This window comes from Streptomyces sp. DvalAA-14, assembly GCF_900091855.1.
In the GTDB taxonomy this organism is placed as follows: Bacteria; Actinomycetota; Actinomycetes; order Streptomycetales; family Streptomycetaceae; genus Actinacidiphila.
Genome location: NZ_FMCH01000363.1, coordinates 1 through 17,550, shown reverse-complemented (window position 1 = coordinate 17,550; position 17,550 = coordinate 1). Strand labels below are relative to the sequence as shown.

Below are 17,550 nucleotides of genomic sequence, written 5' to 3'. Positions count from 1 at the left end.
CCTCCCGTCAGAGGACGCTGTCAGCTCGCGCACATGACCACCTCAGACGATTTTGCTCCACCGGATCGCACACGCCCCTTCGACATCGACCGCCCGGACCCGGCCGCGGACCTCGTCCTGCCCACCAGAGTCCCACCGCATCCGACCCTGAGCAGATGTAGAGGTTACGGGATTCGAACGCATGATGGGCTGCCCCCAACACGCTTTTCAACGGGTCGCCCGCGTGTGCGGGGCACTCCGTAGTGGTTCTGACCTGGACAGCAACCAATCTACGAGGGAGCCAGTGGACGGTTCCGACGTGGCCGAACGGGACAAGAACTGGGACCAGTTTCAGGCCCCAGGCCCCTGGGTGATCCAGAGCCCAGTACATGCAATCCGCTATGCAGCCCCGCCTCACCAGCCGACGAGAAGATGGCTAGCAGTCGGCTGGAGGTGCGGAACTCAGCCTGCCGTGTCGATTTCGGGACTTAGCAACCGCTCCAGGAGGATCCATGCGCATCGCCGCGGTGATGCAGTACTACTTTGACGCCCAGCTCCCCCGTGATCCGAGCTGGGCGTCGTGGGGAGGGCTCAAGCTGCAAGCTCCTGCATTTAGCGCGGAGATCAGCCCGTGGGAACCGTCCACGCAGCCGCTCTTCCCCCACGAGATCGACAACTCTCTCGCCGGCACCTCCCTGTCCATCGTCCCGCTGGGGATGCACGGAGGTGCGATCACCAGGACCATTGCCGACACAGTGGTTGACCGCATCCAGGTGGTCCTGCGGTGGGAAGAGGACCTCGCCCCGGGCGATACGCCGCACATCGATTTGGACTTGGCCCAAGACCGGGGTGTCGGCGCGGCCAACGTTCTGGTCGAACACCTGCGCAGTGCCGGCCGAGCCGCCTGGATGCCCCGGGTGAGAAGGGCCTGGCGACCCGAGGACGGCCGTTTCCACCTGCTGTCGCCGTGGACCGCGACTGTCTTCGACGCCGACACGGGAACCGGGCTACCGGTTTTCGCCGGGGTTAACGCCCAGCTGTCGTCTGGGGCCGTGCGCAGCCCGGGCACCGGGGCGATCCCGGTCAGCGGACTGGAGGCGTCCCTGCAAGGCGGGACCGAGCCCCCGCTTCACAACGTTCTGCTCGTCGACGCCGAGACCGCTGTCCAGTCTCTCGCCCTGCGCGAGGCGATCCTTTCCATGGCCTCCGCCTGCGAGACCGCGGCGCATACCTACATCGCCACCCGGGTCGGGGACAGAGCCAAGCGCTACGAACAGGGTCTGACGTCGGCTGGCGGAAGCTTCGCCGTGAAGTACTACGAGCGCGCACCGACCGATCTGTCGTCCCGGTCGCTGCGCAGCGACGATCCGTCCGCGTTCTCTGCGATCGAAGAGATGTACCGGGAGCGGAACGCGCTGATGCATAGCGGCCGGACAACCGCTCGTCTGGCGGAGCTGGACTCCCGTGAGCGTCAACGGACGGTCTACGCGTTCCTTGGCGCGGCCGGCCGCACGGTCGACTGGATCTCGGCGCTGTGACGCCGGTCGGGAACCGCCGACGAGCACGCGGTCACCCGGATCCATTGCTTTCGGTCAACTGCGGGACGGAGCTGTCGGACAGACGTCGACTTTGGCACGAGCGGCTGTTGTTGGTGCGGCACCGATTGTGACTGCAGGGCTGACTTAATGCTCCTCTCCCAGGAGAAATACGGGCGTGGGCAGCCCCGCAGGACGAGGTGACAACACGTGCCGGACTACAGCAGGGTTCGCGGAGAGAATGGCCATGCCGCCGCAGGGCTTGCCTGGCTCTGTGCCGCCGAGGCTTATCGTCCCCCACCCCGCGCCTGCCGCCAGCAGCTTGGACCAGGCTCTGGCCTTCTGTTTGTTCACGTAGCCCACTGGTCCGATGCCGTCCGCCGAGTGCACCGCGATAGCGAACCTGTCATGAGGGTTGTCCGGCTCTGGCACGAGGCGGAGCGGTTGCCCTGGCCGCAGATCTGCGGCGCGCGCAGCCTTGGCGTAGTGCGCCATCCCCCGCAGGTTGGTCACGTAAATGTTGGCGGCCGCCAGGTGGCGGTTCGTCGGGCCGACGAGGAGACCAGTGGAGTCTTCGCAGAGGCGTAGGCCGTCGCTGTACTCGATGAGGTGGAGTGGTGGCATGACGCCTGGTGGGGGTACGAACCGATCTTTCGGTCCGTCAGACGGGACGTACATGCGGCCTCCCTGAAGTGCGGACCGCCATTCGATCGGAAGGGGAGTCCGTGTGTAGACCGTATTGCTGCTTCGTGACGTTGACTCTCGTCGACGTAAAAGCCCCTATCGACATGAAATACCGCAGATCGGTCATTTATAAGTGGTAGCGGGACACATGGAACATGGAGGCGCTTCTGAGCGCTAGCCTGTTTGAGCCCTGCGGCCCACCAGCAGTGGAAAGTGAATGCGATCGGTCGGCAGGGCGATCTACGATCATCGGTCATGACCGTGTATACGAGCCGGAATCGGACGGATGCGTCCCCGAAGCGAGCGTCGGAGCCGGATGCCGAGTTCTTCGAGAGGATCGCCGGTCCGTTCTGGGACCAGGTTCGGCATGTGATTAATGAGTGGTGGTCGCACCTCCCGAGCCCGGCTCAGCCCGGCCTGCGCAGTCGACTGCTGGACCGGAACTCCGACACGAACGTCTTCTCAGCGTTGTGGGAGCTGTACCTGCACGAAATGCTGCTCGGCTCCGGTTGTACCGTGGAGATCGAACGTCAGATAGGCACGAGTGGCAAGACCCCCGATTTCTTGGTCGTCTGCGACGGGGTGCAATTTGTCGTCGAGGCAATCTGGACGGCCCAGCGCACGGGCGACACCGTGTCTAACCCGCTCCCACCTCAGTTGGCCGATGCCATTGATGGCGTGCCGAGCCCGAACTTTTTCGTGTCGTACGAGTTTGACAGGGTCGGGTCGGCGACACCGCCCCAGAAGCGGCTGAAGGCTGGGCTGACGCGGTGGCTAGCGAGCCTGAACCCTGATCAAGTTATCGCCGAGTACGAGCGCAAGTTGCCACTGCCCAAGTACACCTGGCAGGAGGCTGATTGGTGCCTCACATTCCAGGCGATCCCCCGCAGCCCCGGCAAGCGGGGCGACCCAACAAGCAGGACAATCGGCATCCACCCTTGGACTGCCGGGTTCGATGACGAGTCCGATCGGGTGCTCGATGCGGTGAAGAGGAAGGGCGGGAAGTACGGCGACCTTGGGCTGCCGTTCATCGTGGCGGTCGGCCATGCGGCCGTGTTCCCCCAAGACGACGACACCGAGACCGCGCTGTACGGGACCTCAGTGGAGTACGCCCGTGCCGGCACACCTACCTTCGGCCGAAGGCCCGATGGCTACTGGACCGCCGTCAACGATCACGTCCACGCCCGGGTCAGCGGCGTGCTCATCGTCGACATTCCGGCACCGTGGACGTGGACAAAGAACACCGCCGTCCTCTGGCAAAGCCCAGATCCGAGCTCGCTTCCCGCCCCTGTCCTCCCTACCTGGGCAACCGCACAGCTGGTCGACGGTCAAGTCGAACACCTCCCCGCGGATCGCCCCTCCCATACCGCCCTCGGTCTGCCCAAACACTGGCCGGTCGGCGACGCGTTCCCCCGACGCCACCAGAGCAACCGAGGCTGACGGGAGCGATGCCGCCCACCTGGCCTTCGCCTTGCAGCGATCACCTCCTGCCGCCAAGGCTGCCTATCTCTCGGCAGAATCCGGCGAACCCGACGATCCTGCTGCCCCTCTGGCCAGACTGGCGGGACTTGGTCCAGGCGGGGCCCGACAGAGATCAGCCGGGGAGTTGCGCCCGGAGTTCGTTGTAGACCAACCGGCAGTCTTGCGCAATCTGCTCGATCTGCTGGGCCGTGACCATGCTGACGTCGCCCAAGTTCGGCGTGCGCTCTTTGCTCAGGTGCATGACGTGGCGGCTGGCCAGCGTCCACGCCTGATTCAGTCGGGCAGCGGTCTCGGTGTTCGCGCTCCCCCACTCAGGTACGAAGTCGCGGGCGTTCCAATCACGCGGATTGGGGTCTCTTGCCAGGAACTCGGCGAGCAGCCGCACGTTGACCCAGAACGATTCCATGCATGCCGCCCGAACCACATCATCGAGTCCGGCCCCCTCGGGGAGCATCGGGGCCAGTTGTTCGACCTGGTCCACGGCGAAGTCGATGAAGTCCAAAGCGCGGCGCTCAGGCGAGAGCTGGGCGTCCCACCAGGCTGCCGAGGGGTCACCGGGCATGGATGCAGCATAGGTCTCAGCCCGGTGGTGCGGTCCGCAATTGCACTGATCGTCGGTGGGGTGGGGCTGTGCGACGGTCCTCTGTGGCCCGCCTGCGGGCCAGGGAACGGCGGGCTGGCTGGCGATCGCCATGCCGATCACGAGTCCGCAGCCGACGGCAAGCGCAACAAGGACGGTGATGTCGGCCCCGCCCATGATGAGGGCGGTCACTGCCGGATCAACGGTCACGGCCCGCCCTTGAGGACATCAGACACGGTCTTCACCGGGGGCCGGCCAGGCGGCTCTGATCGTCGGGATTGATTTCGGTGAGGTTCTTCGTGGATGGGTTGGCCGGAGGCTGCATACGGTCGGTGGCTTGCTGTGAGTGGTGGGTCTCCCAGTCGGTGCGGGCGGCGATGAGGGCGGGGCGTATCTCGTTGTCTAGGCGGTCGGCCTGGGCGCGGAGTTGGGTGGCGAGGTGAGTGAGGTCGTCGGGGGTGAGCTTGTTCATCCAGAAGTCGTCGACGACATGGACGTTGACGTATGGGGTCCGTTCTCGCAGGTCCTCGCTGTAGGAGTAGCAGGTGATGTTGCCGTTGAAGAGGGTGTCTACGCCTTCGCCGGCCTTGCTGTTGCCGTCTGCGTGGGCGGGGGGATGGACGTGCATTGTTTGCCCGTCGAAGGGCTGCCAGTGGGTGAGGTCGATCAGCGTGGTGGAGAGCTTTTCGAGGGGGACGTTGGTGTCGCTGGGGTCCTCGTCAGCCCAGGGCGGCAGGTAACCGGTGAGGGTGAGGCCGCCCGTGGTGGTGATGGACCAGGTTCGGTTGTCCGGTGTGGTGGGTTCGTCAGCGGGCGGCTGGTGGGAGGGGGAGGTGGCGTAGACGGGCTTCACGGCTGTTGATGTGGTGCTCCATTTCGGAGGACGGGGATTGGAGGGGGACGGCTCTTTTTGGGGTGGCGTGGATCGTCTGTGCGCGCGGTCGATCGGAGTCGCGGTGCTGGTGGGGAGCGGGCGCGAAAGAATCGTTCTGCAGGGCGCGCGTTTGGGTGGCAGCGGTCAGGGGTTTACGACCGGCGGAGTAGTGAGTTGGTAGGTGTGTGCGCCCGGGTGGCCTGCGAACTCGCCACACGGCTCGTGTGACTCGGGATCGATGTGCGAGCAGTCCGGCAGGGTGTCCAATGCTGCGGGGGAAGCGTCGTCTGCCCAGCGGGTCCATATGGCGCCGGTGGCTGTACCGGCGAGGTCCAGCACCAGGGCGAAGTGGTGTGCGGTCTCGTGGACTTGGAGGTGGCACTGTAAGTGCCGTTCTACGTCCAACTCGTCAGGAGCCCCGTACGGTCCTGCGAGGCGTAGAGCATCCTGGGCAAGATGCTCCGGAAGCCGGGTGGTCTGGCCGCAGATGGGGAAGAGCAAGTTGGCGTGGGTCATTGCAGAGGTTGCCTTCTGGGTGGATGCGTTTCCCGCCGTACTACGTTCTGGCCGGTCGGGGCGGCAGAGCGTGAGGGCAGTGCGGGCGAAGGGAGCCCTCAGAGGCCGTGGGTTTTGGGGGGTGAAGCCCCGCCGCTCGGGCAGTGCGGTCAGGTTCCGGAAGCGTCCAGGGGACGAGGCGTAGGGCCGGCCGTTTGGCTACGGCCCGCGTAAGACCCCAGTTACCTCGCTGGCGAGGTGGGGTTAGAGCAGGGGAGATGGACCAGGATGGTCTTGCCATGGCCGTCGGTGTCGGGGTCGACGCTGGTGTGGCCGCCGGCCTCGGTGACGAGTTGTTGTACCAAGAAGAGGCCCCAGCCGCCGCTGTCGTCGGCGTGTGGTTCGGACAGCGCGACTGGTTGACGCGGGTGGCGGTCGTGGACCGCGAGGGCGAGACTGTCCTGATCGATCGTGAGGCGCACGTCGAAGGTCGGGGAGGTGGCGGCGGCGTGGCGGACGCAGTTGGAGGCGAGTTCGCTCAAGGCCACCAGCCAGGCGTCAACGGCGGGGTGTTGCCGGTCCAGGCCGTGCTCCGCCGCTGCGGCCATGGCGTCGTGGCGGACCTGGGTGACCGAGACAGGCACGGCGGTCAGGGTCGTGGCGAGGGTGAATGCGGTGATCATGTCGGGCTCCGTCGGCGGATTGCGTGACCGGCTGCTCCCCAGTCGGTGGATTCACGGCCTCGGCTCGGCGGCCGGAGCAGAAGGACGCGGGTGCCGGTCTCGGCGAGCCGTAGGCGGCGGGCGGCGGCAAGGGTGCGCGGGCCGAGGTGGGAGGCGGCGGGCAGGACGACGCCGTAGGTGTCGGGGAGGGCCAGGACGTCGAGCAGACCGGTGAACGCAGCGGAGCGCCCGGGCTCGTGGAGTTCGGTCTCGTCGGGCGCGGTGTGCTCGATGAACACCGCGCCAAGCACCAGCTCGTGCCAACGGCAGTACTCCGTGAGCGCCGACGTGAGTGCGCCGGCACGTCCGGCAGGCGCCTTGGCCAGGTGCAGGAACCCGTAGACGACGGGGCCATTGACCGGGCGGTGCTCGGTCAGCAGTTCCATGGGGCGGACCGTCCTTCACCGTGGGAGGCAAGGGTGCTCGGGGGTGGACGTCTTGAGCCTGCCGCCGACCGGCCGGTGCGGGAATGACCACCTGTTGCACTTCCGGTGCACTTCCGCCGCACCGTGCGGGTCTGCAGTGCTTCCATGTGTGCGAAGGGAGGCAAAAACGTGGCAACGGTGCACCGCTGGACTGGGCTTGAGGCCGCTGCGCTGCGCGCCGCCCTGCGGATGAGCGTGCGGGGATTCGCCGAGAACCTGGGCGTCGCACCGCGCACAGTCGCCAAGTGGGAGAAGTTCCGTACCGCGACCGAGCCCTACCCGGACAACCAGGCCATTCTCGATACCGCGCTCGCCCGGGCTGACCCGGCTGTCCACATGCGCTTCGAGGTGCTGCTCTCCGAGGCCGGGCGGGCCACCGGCCAAGCGCTGCGGGTAACGGCGGCGGGCCCGCGCCTGTGGGAGTACGAGACTTGGGGCGAGGACCTGGAGCGCTCCCTCGTGGCGCTCAACCGGCAGAACTTCGGGTTCGCCCACAGCCTGCTCACTCGCTGGAGCGCCCGCTGGCCGGTCGGCGAACTGGGCGACCGCGGGCTTTACCTGCTCGGCCGCACCGCGGTCCTGGAGGCCGACGTGTACCGCGATCAGGGCGTCCTCCTCGGCCCTCTGTCCGCACAGAGCGCGTACGCCAAGGGCCGCCAGATCTTCACCCAGCTCGACATCCCGCGGCGGATTGCGCAGATCGAGCTTTCGCAGGCCGTCGTCGCCGAGATGTCGGGCAAACTGGACGCTGCCGCCCACCGTTACGAGGCCCTCGCCGGCGACGAGCGGCTCTCCCGCCGCGATCGCGCCCTCGCCCAGCTGTGGGTCGGGACCGCGCTCAGCAAGGACGGCAATCAGGAATACGCGGCCCGCGTCATGCTTGCCGCCAGCCGCGACTTCGAGGACCTCGCCGAGCCCGACGACTGGTCCGTCGCCCAGCAGAAACTGGCCCTGGCCTACCGCGGCTCCGGTGACCTCACCCGTGCCCTGCAATTCATCGAGACCGCCCGCACGACCGGAACCACCGATACGCCGATGCAGCGGGTACGCCTCGACACCGCGCACGGGCACATCCTGCTCTCCGACCAGGCGACCGTAGATGATGGTCTGCGTGTCCTCGACCGCGCGGCAGGGGTGGCGGGCCAGTTCGGCCTCAGCCACCAGCTCCGCTCCATCGAGGGCATCAGGACTTCATTCCGGGGATCGTCCGGCCCCCGGCGACGGTGACCAGGGAGAGCGCGTGAGGCACGACGACCAGCCCGGCCTGACCGACCAGCAGCGCGAGCAGGCCCAGCCGATCTGGGACTACCACCAGATGCACCACCAGCTCCGGCCCTGCGACGCGGCCATCGCCCTGGGCAGCCATGACCTTGGCGTGCCCGCCTACAGCGCCGAGCTGTTCCGCGCCAGCCTCTTCCCGACCCTCGTCTTCTCCGGCGGCCCGAACCCCACCGCCCCGGAGCGCTTCCCGCGCGGCGAGGCGATCCACTTCCGCGAGTACGCCGTCGAACTCGGCGTCCCGGCCGAGGTAATCCTCGTCGAGCCGAACGCCACCAATACCGGCCAGAACATCGCCCTCTCCCGCGAGGTTATGGCCCTGGCCGGGATCCGACCGACCGCGCTGATGCTGATCGCAATGCCCTACATGGAGCGTCGCGCCTACGCCACGGCCCGCAAGGTCTGGCCCGAAGTCGAGATCGTGTGCGCTTCCCAGCCGATCGACTTCAACGACTACCTCAAGGGCATGGGCGACGAGCGCAAGGTCGTCGAGATGCTCGTCGGGGACCTGCAGCGGGTGATCGAGTATCCGAAGCTCGGCTTCGCCGTCGAGCAGGAAATCCCGGGGGACGTGCATGACGCCTACCAGGCCCTTGTCCGCGACGGCTTCACCAGCCGCCTCCTCAGTTGAACTGCTTCCCCAGCCGGGAGGTGTGTGCGCGATCCACCAGCCCAACTTCCTGCCCCGGCTCGGCACGCTGGCGAAGCTGTTCGCGGCGGACTACTGGATCGTCCTCGACGACGTCCAGTTCACCCGCCGCGACTACCAGCACCGCGCCCGCATCGCCCCACTCGACCGACCCGACCTGGCGCACTGGCTGAGCCTAGCCACCCATCTCCCCGACGGCCGGTCCACCTTGATCCGCGATGCCCGGCTGGCTGACCCGCAACGCAGCCGCGACCGGACCGCCCAGGCGATCCGCCACTGCTACCGCCGCAGCCGCCACTGGCAACAGGTCAGCACTGTCCTGGATCAGGTGCTTGAGGGTTTCACCGGCTCCGACCGGACCGGCGTCGTAGCAGAGAATTCCACCCGGGTTCTTCTCGACCTGCTCGGCTGGCGGGGCGAGATCATCCGCAGCAGCCAACTCCAAGCCCGCCGCGAACGCTCGCAGCGGCTCTCCGACCTCGCTGCCGTCACCGGAGCTACCACGTACCTCTGCGGCCCTGGCGGTCTCCGATACGTCGATCACGCTCCGTTCGAGGCCGCCGATGTACTCGTTGAGCCGTTCCTCACGCCCGCCGACGGCCTTTGGAGCAACAGCCGCCGACTGTCCGCGCTGCACACGCTCTCTGAGCTGGGCGCGACCGGTCTGGCGTCGGGTCTGGCTGAGACAACTGTGTTGACGGGAATCCCCGACTCCTGACCGCCTGCGAGCCTCGCTACTGCACTCAGCGCCCGAAAGTACCGGCCAGAGCGGATCACACAGCAGGGGCCTCCACGCCGTACCTCGCGCGGTACCAACACTTCCACCGACGGCGGCACCGCCAGACTTCAAGTCCCGCGGAGGCGCCGGCGGTGGAGTGAACCGCTTCAGCTCTCCTCCCGACGACGCCGCGCGGCCCGGTAGACCAGCATGCGCGCGACGACGCTCGTGGCGTACTCGACGTCCTCGGCCTTCGGCATCTCCTTGCTCCTCCCATGCACAACGTCGTTGCGCAGTGTGCGAAGCTGCCAAAGCATGTTGATCTCGTCGGGCGTGTAAGTGACACCGTCCACGTCGAGCGCCTTCATCAACTGCCGCCGCAGCGGTGGACTGTTGAGCTTGGCAATGAAGTCGTTGACTCGGGCCTTCTGCTCCGGCTTCAGAATGGTCGGAATGCTCGCCTTGATCGCATCGAGCTCCTCTTGTGCGTACGGGCTGGTCGGGGTAGTCGGCCATCTCGCTCAGGAGGGCGTGGTGCTGGTCCAGAGGGGCGCGGCCGGGGTCGGGGATGCCGGGCATGGCGAACGCGGCCACGATGTGGGGGTCGGTGTGTTCGTCACGGCGGCCGGGTCCGAAGAGGTAGGACAGCAGGCCGCGGGTGCGGGAGCCGGTGGAGACGTCAGGCACCGTGGCGGCACCCCGAAACAACGTGTTCCAGGGCCAGGCGGCCGGCGCGGGCCAGGGCGCGGATCTCGGCCAGGACGTCATCGGTGGTGTCGGGCAGGGTGCCCATGTTGATGGCGCGGGCGATCTGGTTGAGGTTGACTCCCGCCCGGTGGATCTCGCGCAGGCGGACAGCCCCGACGAGGGCGACACGATGGCGGAGAAGGCCGCGTAACCACTCCCCCGCACTGACCACACGCCAGCGCGCTTGCGGACTCGGTGCGGACCGCTGAGGCCGCCCGACCGTCCCGCCGCAGGTCAGACGGCCTTCCGCCAGCTCAACTACACGTTGAAGCGGAACTCCACCACGTCCCCGTCCTGCATGACGTAGTCCTTGCCCTCCATGCGGGCCTTGCCCTTGGCGCGGGCTTCGGGGACGGAGCCGGTGGCGAGGAGGTCGGCGTAGGAGACCACCTCGGCCTTGATGAAGCCCTTTTGGAAGTCGGTGTGGATGACGCCGGCCGCCTCGGGGGCGGTGGCGCCGCGCTTGATGGTCCAGGCGCGGGATTCCTTGGGGCCGGCCGTGAGGTACGTCTGGAGGCCGAGGGTTTCGAAGCCGACGCGGGCGAGGGTGGCGAGGCCGGGTTCCTGCTGGCCGACGGACTGGAGGAGTTCGAGGGCCTCGGCGTCGTCGAGTTCGACGAGTTCGGATTCGAGCTTGGCGTCCAGGAAGATCGCCTCCGCGGGGGCGACCAGGGCGCGCTGGGCGTTCTTGAAGTCCTCGTCGGCGAGCTCGTCCTCGTCCACGTTGAAGACGTAGAGGAACGGCTTGACGGTGAGCAGGTGCAGCTCGCGCAGCAGGGCGCCCTGTTCGGTGTCCTTGGTGATGCCGTGGGAGAAGAGGGTGTCGCCGGCGGCCAGGATGGTCTGGGCGGCTTCGGTGGCGGCCAGGACGGCGGCCTTCTCCTTCTGGAGGCGGGCCTCCTTGGTCAGGCGCGGGATCGCCTTCTCCACCGACTGGAGGTCGGCCAGGATCAGCTCGGTGTTGATGGTCTCGATGTCGTCCTTGGGCGAGACCTTGCCGTCGACGTGGACCACGTTGTCGTCCTTGAAGGCCCGGATGACCTGGCAGATCGCGTCGGACTCCCGGATGTTCGCCAGGAACTTGTTGCCCAGCCCCTCGCCCACCGAGGCGCCGCGGACGATGCCGGCGATGTCCACGAAGTCCACGGTGGCGGGCAGCACCCGCGCCGAGCCGAAGATCTCGGCGAGCTTGGCCAGCCGGGGGTCGGGCACCCCGACCACGCCGACGTTCGGCTCGATGGTGGCGAACGGGTAGTTGGCCGCCAGGACGTCGTTCTTGGTCAGGGCGTTGAAGAGGGTCGACTTGCCGACGTTCGGCAGGCCGACGATTCCGATGCTGAGCGACACGTGGCGACTTCCCGTAGCAAGCGAAGGTGCGAGACGGCCCCAGTTTACGGGCCGCCCCGCACCCCGCCGGTCGGCCGTCCGGCGCAGCGGCGGCGGGCGCGGCCGGGCCGCGGGAACCACCCGTACGGCGGCGCCGCGAGCGGGGCCCCCGCGGGGTGGAAAACCGGTCCTCGCGATGCGGCCGGCCTGCGGTTCCGCCTACTGTGAGTATGTGGATCAACACACTGCGCGCACCCCACCCGCTCCCGGCCCGCCAGGCGGTGAAACCGCTGCCGGGGTCTACCGTCCCCCGCCGCCCGCCCACCCGGTGACCGTGCTGGTGCGCCGGCTGCGCGCCGTCCACCGCCAGCGCGCCCGGCTGACCGGCCTGGGCACCGGGCTGCTCACCACAGCGGTCACCGTGCTGGGCGGGGCCGTCGACTCGTTGCTCTTCGGCGGCCCCGGGGTGCTGTTCGGGCTGGTCTTCGTGCTGGTCAGCGTGGTCGCCGCGGTGTACGTACGCCCGTACGACCTGGTGGCCGCGCCGGTCGCGGCGCCGATCGCCTTCGCCACCGGGATCGCGCTGACCTCGGACAGCGGCAGCGGCGGCCTGGCCGGCCATCTGCTCGGCACCTTCACCGGGCTGGCGCTGCTGACCGGCTGGCTCTACACCGGCACCGTGCTGGCCGCGCTGATCGTCGGGATCAGAGCTTTGCGGCGGCCATCGCGGCGCCCACGATCCCTGCGTTGTTCTGCAGGCCCGCGGGGACGATCTCGGCGGTGATTCCCTCGATCAGCGGTACGAACTTCTCCGCTTTGCGGCTGATCCCGCCGCCGAGGATGAACAGGTCGGGCGAGAAGAGCATCTCCACATGGGCGAGGTATTTCTTCAGCCGGTGCGCCCAGTGCTCCCAGCTCAGGTCCTCGTCCTCCCGGGCCTTGACCGACGCCTTCTTCTCCGCGTCGTGCCCGTGCAGTTCCAGGTGGCCCAGTTCGGTGTTGGGCACCAGGCGGCCGTCGACGAACAGCGCGCTGCCGATGCCGGTGCCAAGGGTCAGCAGGATGACGGTGCCGCCGCGACCGCGGCCGGCCCCGAAGGTGATCTCGGCGACGCCGGCGGCGTCCGCGTCGTTCAGCAGGACCACCGGCATGCCGAGCCGGTCGCTGATCTGCTTGCGCGCGTCCAGCCCGACCCAGCCGGGGTCGACGTTCGCCGCGCTGCGGGTGACACCGTCCACCACCACGCCGGGGAAGGTCACGCCGAGCGGGCCCGAGTAGCCGAAGTGCGAGACGACCTCGTGAACGCCGTCGATCACCGCTTCCGGGGTGGCCGGATGCGGCGTCAAGACCTTATGGCGCTCCTCGGACAAGGTGCCCGCGTCCAGATCGACCGGAGCGCCCTTGATACCGGTACCGCCGATGTCCACACCGAACACGTTCATGGCCTCCACGTTGAAGGGTGGCGAAATCGCTCACCTCTTGCCGGATGCCCGGTCTGCGAGCTCGGCACGCAGATCGCGGCGCAATTCCTTGGGCAGCGAGAACTGAATGGACTCTTCCGCGGACCTGAGCACTTCCACATCGCCGAAGCCGCGCGCCGCCAGCCATTCCAGCACACCCTCGACCAGGATCTCGGGTACGGACGCGCCGGAGGTGACGCCGACGGTACGCACGCCTTCCAGCCAGGCATCTTCGCACTCCTCGGCGAAGTCCACCAGGTAGGAAGCGCTGGCGCCGGCCTGGAGGGCGACTTCGACCAGCCGGATGGAGTTGGAGGAGTTGCGGGAGCCGACGACGATCACCAGATCCGCCTCGGCGGCGATCTCCTTGACCGCGACCTGGCGGTTCTGGGTGGCGTAGCAGATGTCGTCGCTCGGCGGGGAGAGCAGATTCGGGAAGCGGTTCTTCAGCGCGTCCACCGTCTCCATCGTCTCGTCCACCGAGAGCGTGGTCTGGGACAGCCAGACGACCTTCGACTCGTCCCGGACCTCGACGCGGGCGGCGTCCTGCGGGCCGTCGACCAGGTGCATCCGCTCGGGGGCCTCGCCCATGGTGCCGATGACCTCCTCGTGGCCCTCGTGGCCGATCAGCAGGATGTCGTAGTCGGAGTCGGCGAACCGGACGGCTTCCTTGTGCACCTTGGTGACCAGCGGGCAGGTGGCGTCGATGGAGGCGAGGCTGCGCTGGGCGGCCTCCTCGTGGACGACGGGGGCGACGCCGTGCGCGGAGAAGATGACGATGGCGTTCTCCGGGACCTCCTCCGTCTCGTCGACGAAGACGGCGCCCTTCTTCTCCAGCGTCTGCACGACGTATTTGTTGTGCACGATCTGCTTGCGCACGTAGACCGGGGCGCCGTATTGCTCCAGCGCCTTCTCGACGGTGATGACGGCACGGTCGACGCCCGCGCAGTACCCGCGGGGGGCGGCGAGAAGGACGCGACGGCTGGCTTCGGTGGTCATGCGGTCCATCGTACGGGGAGGCGCCGACATGTCGGTGGGGCGCACTAGGGTGCGGGTATGGCTCTGAACACCTCGGCCGACGCGCCGATTCCGGTCGGCGAGGTGTCCCGGCTGATCGGGAAGTGGATCGACCGGCTCGGCGCGGTGTGGGTGGAGGGCCAGATCACCCAGCTGTCGCGGCGCCCGGGCGCCGGCGTGGTGTTCTTGACGCTGCGCGACCCCTCGCACGACATCTCGATCGGGGTGACGTGCTTCCGCGCGGTCTTCGAGCAGGTCGCCGAGGTGGTCGGGGAGGGCGCGCGGGTCCTGGTGCACGCCAAGCCCGAGTGGTACGGCCCACGCGGGCAGTTGTCGCTGCGGGCGGTGGAGATCCGTCCGGTGGGCGTGGGCGAACTGCTGGCCCGGCTGGAGCAGTTGAAGAAGACACTGGCGGCGGAGGGGCTGTTCGCGCCGGAGCGCAAGCGCCCGCTGCCCTTCCTGCCGCAGCTCATCGGGCTGGTCACCGGCCGCGCCTCGGCCGCCGAGCGGGACGTCCGGGAGAACGCGCGGCTGCGCTGGCCGGCGGTCCGTTTCGAGGTGCGCAATGTGCCGGTGCAGGGCGCGACGGCGGTGCCGAAGGTGATCGAGGCGGTCCGGGAGCTGGACGCGCATCCCGGCGTCGATGTGATCGTCGTGGCGCGCGGCGGCGGCAGCGTGGAGGATCTGCTGCCGTTCTCGGACGAGCGGCTGCTGCGCACCGTCGCCGACTGCCGTACGCCGGTGGTCTCCGCGATCGGCCACGAGCCGGACAACCCGCTGCTGGACCTGGTAGCCGACTTGCGCGCGTCCACCCCCACGGATGCGGCGAAGCGGGTGGTGCCGGACGTCCGGGAGGAGCTGGCCCGGGTGCAGCTGGTGCGGGACCGGGCGCTGCGGGTGATCCGCGGCCTGCTGGACCGCGAGGAGCGCGGCTTGAGCGCCGCCGTCAGCCGCCCGTCGATGGCGGCCCCGTACCGGATGGTGGACGAGCGGGCGGCGGAGATCGCCGACCGGGTGGACCGGGCGCGGCGCAGCCTCGGGCACGCGCTGGACCGGGCGGACGCCGACCTGTCCCACACCCTGGCCCGGGTGGTCGCCCTGTCCCCGGCGGCGACGCTGCGCCGGGGGTACGCGGTGCTGCAGCGGGCGGACGGCTCGGTGGTACGCGCGCCGGCGGACGTGGCGCCGGACGAGGAGCTGCGCGCGCGGGTCGCCGAGGGCGGCTTCCGGGTGCGGGTCACGGGCTGACCGTGCGGATCACGGGCTGACCGTGCGGTTCACCGGCTGAGCTAGCGGTTCACGCGCTGACCGTGCGGATCAGGGGCAGACCGGCACCGTCGTACCCACGCCCTAGGCTGGCCCTATGGCAGCAGACCAGAACCCACGGGCGACGCTCGGTTACGAGCAGGCCCGTGACGAGCTCATCGACGTCGTGCGCCGCCTGGAGGCGGGCGGCGCCAGCCTGGAGGAGTCCCTGGCCCTGTGGGAGCGCGGCGAGGAGCTGGCCAAGCTCTGCCGCCACTGGCTGGAGGGCGCCCGGGCCCGCCTCGACGCGGTGCTGGCGGCGGAGGAGCAGGAGGAGCTGGCGGCGGGAGCGGCCGAGCAGGCCGCGGTGGACGCGGAGGAGGAAGCTGGCGGCCGGCCGGCTTGAGCCCTGCCGCGGCCCGGGATTCGTCCGTTACGCCGGATGGCCGCCGCGTTCCTGGAGCGCGGCGGCCATCTGCGTGAGCTGGGGGTCCCGGGCGGTGCCGAGGACGACCGTGGTGACGTCGTGCTCCTTGCGGACCAGGGCGGTGTAGCGGCCGCCGGCGTAGCGCTGCCAGGTCAGGCCCCCGGCCTGGACGGTGCGGGTGCCGTCGGGGCGGGCGTTCAGGGTGACGGCCGAGATGAAGGCGTCGGCCGGGCCGTTGCTCTGCTCGACGGCCACGTACTGCTGCTGCGGGTCCACGAAGCCGATGTGCCAGGTGACCGCCTTGCGGTCGGCCCCGCTGTAGGTGACCGAGGTGGAGCGCCAGTCCGCGCCGAGGCCTTCGGGGCCGGCCACCGGGTAGGGGGCGTCGCGCCGGGCCTGGCCCAGCTCCACCGAGAAGGGCACCGCCCGCACCGGGTCGGCCTTGGAGTCGTGCGGGATGAACAGATAGATCAGAAACACGACGATTCCCAGCACCACCATGGACAGCGCCAGGTCCACCATCGTCTTGTTGCCACGTTTGTCTGCTGCCACGCCCCCTATCGTCCCCCATCCCCCGGGGCGCCCCGACCGCCGGGTCGGCCGCGGCCTGCGCCGCCGGACCGGCGCTCAAACCTCACGCCACCAAACTGCTCATGTGACATGCGCGCTGCTCATATTCGCGGGTAGTCGATACGATCATAGGACCCTCATTTCCGGCCGTCCTCGTACAGAAAGGTGCGCTGCGATGACCGAACAGCACTTGCCCCCGCAACTTGAAGTGAGCCCGGAGGCGCCCGACCGCAACCTCGCCCTGGAGCTGGTCCGCGTCACCGAGGCCGCCGCGATGGCTGCCGGGCGGTGGGTCGGACGCGGCGACAAGAACGGCGCGGACGGCGCCGCCGTCAAGGCGATGCGGACCTTGGTGCACACCGTCTCGATGAACGGCGTGGTGGTGATCGGCGAAGGCGAGAAGGACGAGGCGCCGATGCTCTTCAACGGGGAGCGGGTCGGCGACGGCACCGGCCCGGAGTGCGACGTGGCGGTGGACCCGGTGGACGGCACCACGCTCACCGCCAAGGGCATGCCGAATGCCGTGGCGGTGCTGGCGGTGGCCGACCGCGGCACGATGTTCGACCCGTCGGCGGTCTTCTACATGGACAAGCTGGTGGCGGGCCCGGAGGCGGCGGAGTTCATGGACATCACCGCGCCGCCCGCGGTCAATGTCCGCCGGGTGGCCAAGGCCAAGGGCAGCGCGCCGGAGGATGTCACGGTCGTGGTGCTCGACCGGCCCCGGCACGACGGCATCGTGCGGGAGCTGCGCGAGGTCGGCGCCCGGATCAAATTCATCCAGGACGGCGACGTGGCCGGCGCGATCATGGCGGTGCGCGACGGGACCGGCGTCGACCTGCTGCTCGGCATCGGCGGTACGCCCGAGGGCATCATCGCGGCCTGCGCGATCAAGTGCCTGGGCGGCACCATCCAGGGGCGGCTGTGGCCGAAGGACGAGGACGAGCGGCGCCGCGCGCTGGACGCCGGGCACGACCTGGACCGGGTGCTGCACACCGACGACCTGGTCAGCGGTGAGAACGTCTTCTTCGTCGCCACCGGCATCACCGACGGCGAACTGCTGCGCGGGGTGCGCTACCGCGCGGAGACCGCGACCACCTCGTCGCTGGTGATGCGGTCCAAGTCCGGCACCATCCGGCAGATCGACTCGGTGCACCGGCTGTCGAAGCTGCGGGCCTACAGCGCGATCGACTTCGACCGGGCCCGCTGACGGTCGGCGGCGCGTACGACGTGGCGCCGGGCGCCGACCGCCCCCGACGCAACCGCTGCCGACGCACTGCCGCCGACGCACCGGCGCCGACCGACCGCCGCCCGCCGCGCGTCGGCAGGCGGATGATCAC

General features: G+C 68.9%; 20 protein-coding genes. 9 read left to right on the top strand and 11 right to left on the bottom strand.

Annotated elements, in window-relative coordinates; all coding sequences use genetic code 11:
• Positions 1–491: 491 nt before the first annotated feature.
• Complete coding sequence (locus GA0115240_RS18845; protein ID WP_093737847.1) at positions 492–1,517, top strand: hypothetical protein; 1,026 nt, start codon at positions 492–494, stop codon at positions 1,515–1,517.
• Positions 1,518–1,661: 144 nt separating this feature from the next.
• On the opposite strand, the gene GA0115240_RS18840 is transcribed toward GA0115240_RS18845, so the two are convergent.
• The gene (locus tag GA0115240_RS18840; RefSeq protein WP_093737846.1) at positions 1,662–2,192 is read right to left on the bottom strand and encodes an HIRAN domain-containing protein; all 531 of its coding nucleotides are present in this window, start codon (positions 2,190–2,192) and stop codon (positions 1,662–1,664) included.
• A gap of 261 nt (positions 2,193–2,453) precedes the next feature.
• Here GA0115240_RS18840 and GA0115240_RS18835 point away from each other — a divergent pair, with 261 nt between their 5' ends.
• Positions 2,454–3,638 (top strand): hypothetical protein, encoded by a 1,185-nt coding sequence (locus tag GA0115240_RS18835; RefSeq protein ID WP_202451524.1) that lies wholly within the window; start codon positions 2,454–2,456, stop codon positions 3,636–3,638.
• A gap of 154 nt (positions 3,639–3,792) precedes the next feature.
• Here the strand turns inward: GA0115240_RS18835 and GA0115240_RS18830 are convergent, their stop codons facing one another.
• From GA0115240_RS18830 to GA0115240_RS18810, 4 genes are all read right to left on the bottom strand, one after another.
• The gene (locus GA0115240_RS18830) at positions 3,793–4,470 is read right to left on the bottom strand and encodes a hypothetical protein (RefSeq protein WP_141708887.1); all 678 of its coding nucleotides are present in this window, start codon (positions 4,468–4,470) and stop codon (positions 3,793–3,795) included.
• A gap of 31 nt (positions 4,471–4,501) precedes the next feature.
• On the bottom strand, positions 4,502–5,113 hold the full coding sequence (locus GA0115240_RS18825) for a DUF6907 domain-containing protein (RefSeq protein WP_093737844.1): 612 nt from the start codon (positions 5,111–5,113) through the stop codon (positions 4,502–4,504).
• A 758-nt stretch (positions 5,114–5,871) separates the two neighbouring features.
• A complete protein-coding gene (locus tag GA0115240_RS18815; protein ID WP_093737842.1) occupies positions 5,872–6,312 on the bottom strand; it encodes an ATP-binding protein in 441 nt (146 codons plus the stop codon).
• The gene (locus GA0115240_RS18810) at positions 6,309–6,737 is read right to left on the bottom strand and encodes a hypothetical protein (RefSeq protein WP_093737841.1); all 429 of its coding nucleotides are present in this window, start codon (positions 6,735–6,737) and stop codon (positions 6,309–6,311) included. Before GA0115240_RS18810 ends, GA0115240_RS18815 begins: the two co-directional genes overlap by 4 nt.
• Positions 6,738–6,905: 168 nt before the next feature.
• Between GA0115240_RS18810 and GA0115240_RS18805 the strand changes: the two genes are divergently transcribed.
• From GA0115240_RS18805 to GA0115240_RS18795, 3 genes are read left to right on the top strand one after another with little or no spacing between them, the layout of a single operon-like run.
• Positions 6,906–8,003, top strand: a complete 1,098-nt coding sequence (locus GA0115240_RS18805; RefSeq protein WP_093737840.1) for a hypothetical protein — start codon at positions 6,906–6,908, stop codon at positions 8,001–8,003.
• A gap of 13 nt (positions 8,004–8,016) precedes the next feature.
• Positions 8,017–8,685, top strand: coding sequence for a YdcF family protein (locus GA0115240_RS18800; RefSeq protein WP_256069881.1), 669 nt, complete (start codon positions 8,017–8,019; stop codon positions 8,683–8,685).
• Positions 8,686–8,707: 22 nt separating this feature from the next.
• Positions 8,708–9,421 (top strand): WbqC family protein, encoded by a 714-nt coding sequence (locus GA0115240_RS18795; protein ID WP_256069880.1) that lies wholly within the window; start codon positions 8,708–8,710, stop codon positions 9,419–9,421.
• Between the two features lie 167 nt (positions 9,422–9,588).
• Here GA0115240_RS18795 and GA0115240_RS18790 read toward each other — a convergent pair whose 3' ends face one another.
• The 3 genes from GA0115240_RS18790 to ychF all read right to left on the bottom strand — a co-directional run bounded on the left by GA0115240_RS18790 (position 9,589) and on the right by ychF (position 11,515).
• Positions 9,589–9,789: a hypothetical protein gene (locus GA0115240_RS18790; protein WP_141708886.1), complete on the bottom strand. Its 201-nt coding sequence runs from the start codon at positions 9,787–9,789 to the stop codon at positions 9,589–9,591.
• Positions 9,790–10,100: 311 nt separating this feature from the next.
• A complete protein-coding gene (gene mobC, locus GA0115240_RS39295) occupies positions 10,101–10,340 on the bottom strand; it encodes a plasmid mobilization relaxosome protein MobC (RefSeq protein ID WP_161302290.1) in 240 nt (79 codons plus the stop codon).
• Positions 10,341–10,426: 86 nt separating this feature from the next.
• On the bottom strand, positions 10,427–11,515 hold the full coding sequence (ychF, locus tag GA0115240_RS18780; RefSeq protein WP_093737837.1) for a redox-regulated ATPase YchF: 1,089 nt from the start codon (positions 11,513–11,515) through the stop codon (positions 10,427–10,429).
• A gap of 211 nt (positions 11,516–11,726) precedes the next feature.
• Between ychF and GA0115240_RS18775 the strand changes: the two genes are divergently transcribed.
• Positions 11,727–12,278, top strand: coding sequence for a DUF6542 domain-containing protein (locus GA0115240_RS18775; protein WP_141708885.1), 552 nt, complete (start codon positions 11,727–11,729; stop codon positions 12,276–12,278).
• On the opposite strand, the gene ppgK is transcribed toward GA0115240_RS18775, so the two are convergent.
• The gene (ppgK, locus tag GA0115240_RS18770; protein WP_093737835.1) at positions 12,199–12,936 is read right to left on the bottom strand and encodes a polyphosphate--glucose phosphotransferase; all 738 of its coding nucleotides are present in this window, start codon (positions 12,934–12,936) and stop codon (positions 12,199–12,201) included. The genes GA0115240_RS18775 and ppgK overlap by 80 nt on opposite strands.
• Positions 12,937–12,966: 30 nt before the next feature.
• Complete coding sequence (locus GA0115240_RS18765) at positions 12,967–13,962, bottom strand: 4-hydroxy-3-methylbut-2-enyl diphosphate reductase (RefSeq protein WP_093737834.1); 996 nt, start codon at positions 13,960–13,962, stop codon at positions 12,967–12,969.
• A 48-nt stretch (positions 13,963–14,010) separates the two neighbouring features.
• Here GA0115240_RS18765 and xseA point away from each other — a divergent pair, with 48 nt between their 5' ends.
• A complete protein-coding gene (xseA, locus tag GA0115240_RS18760; RefSeq protein WP_093737833.1) occupies positions 14,011–15,219 on the top strand; it encodes an exodeoxyribonuclease VII large subunit in 1,209 nt (402 codons plus the stop codon).
• A gap of 115 nt (positions 15,220–15,334) precedes the next feature.
• Entirely contained in the window at positions 15,335–15,622 is a 288-nt protein-coding gene (locus GA0115240_RS18755) for an exodeoxyribonuclease VII small subunit (RefSeq protein WP_093737832.1), read from the top strand.
• Positions 15,623–15,649: 27 nt separating this feature from the next.
• On the opposite strand, the gene GA0115240_RS18750 is transcribed toward GA0115240_RS18755, so the two are convergent.
• Entirely contained in the window at positions 15,650–16,195 is a 546-nt protein-coding gene (locus GA0115240_RS18750) for a DUF4245 domain-containing protein (RefSeq protein ID WP_256069879.1), read from the bottom strand.
• 193 nt (positions 16,196–16,388) lie between these two features.
• On the opposite strand from GA0115240_RS18750, the gene glpX reads away from it, so the two are divergent.
• Positions 16,389–17,420, top strand: coding sequence for a class II fructose-bisphosphatase (gene glpX, locus GA0115240_RS18745; RefSeq protein ID WP_093737830.1), 1,032 nt, complete (start codon positions 16,389–16,391; stop codon positions 17,418–17,420).
• Positions 17,421–17,550 lie beyond the last annotated feature (130 nt).

Coding starts and splice junctions, on each gene's coding strand:
- GA0115240_RS18755 (WP_093737832.1), top strand. CDS start 15,335: ATGGCAGCAGACCAGAACCCACGGGCGACGCTCGGTTACGAGCAGGCC.
- GA0115240_RS18845 (WP_093737847.1), top strand. CDS start 492: ATGCGCATCGCCGCGGTGATGCAGTACTACTTTGACGCCCAGCTCCCC.
- GA0115240_RS18840 (WP_093737846.1), bottom strand. CDS start 2,192: ATGTACGTCCCGTCTGACGGACCGAAAGATCGGTTCGTACCCCCACCA.
- ppgK (WP_093737835.1), bottom strand. CDS start 12,936: ATGAACGTGTTCGGTGTGGACATCGGCGGTACCGGTATCAAGGGCGCT.
- glpX (WP_093737830.1), top strand. CDS start 16,389: ATGACCGAACAGCACTTGCCCCCGCAACTTGAAGTGAGCCCGGAGGCG.
- GA0115240_RS18835 (WP_202451524.1), top strand. CDS start 2,454: ATGACCGTGTATACGAGCCGGAATCGGACGGATGCGTCCCCGAAGCGA.
- GA0115240_RS18765 (WP_093737834.1), bottom strand. CDS start 13,962: ATGGACCGCATGACCACCGAAGCCAGCCGTCGCGTCCTTCTCGCCGCC.
- xseA (WP_093737833.1), top strand. CDS start 14,011: ATGGCTCTGAACACCTCGGCCGACGCGCCGATTCCGGTCGGCGAGGTG.
- GA0115240_RS18790 (WP_141708886.1), bottom strand. CDS start 9,789: ATGAAGGCGCTCGACGTGGACGGTGTCACTTACACGCCCGACGAGATC.
- GA0115240_RS18815 (WP_093737842.1), bottom strand. CDS start 6,312: ATGATCACCGCATTCACCCTCGCCACGACCCTGACCGCCGTGCCTGTC.
- GA0115240_RS18810 (WP_093737841.1), bottom strand. CDS start 6,737: ATGGAACTGCTGACCGAGCACCGCCCGGTCAATGGCCCCGTCGTCTAC.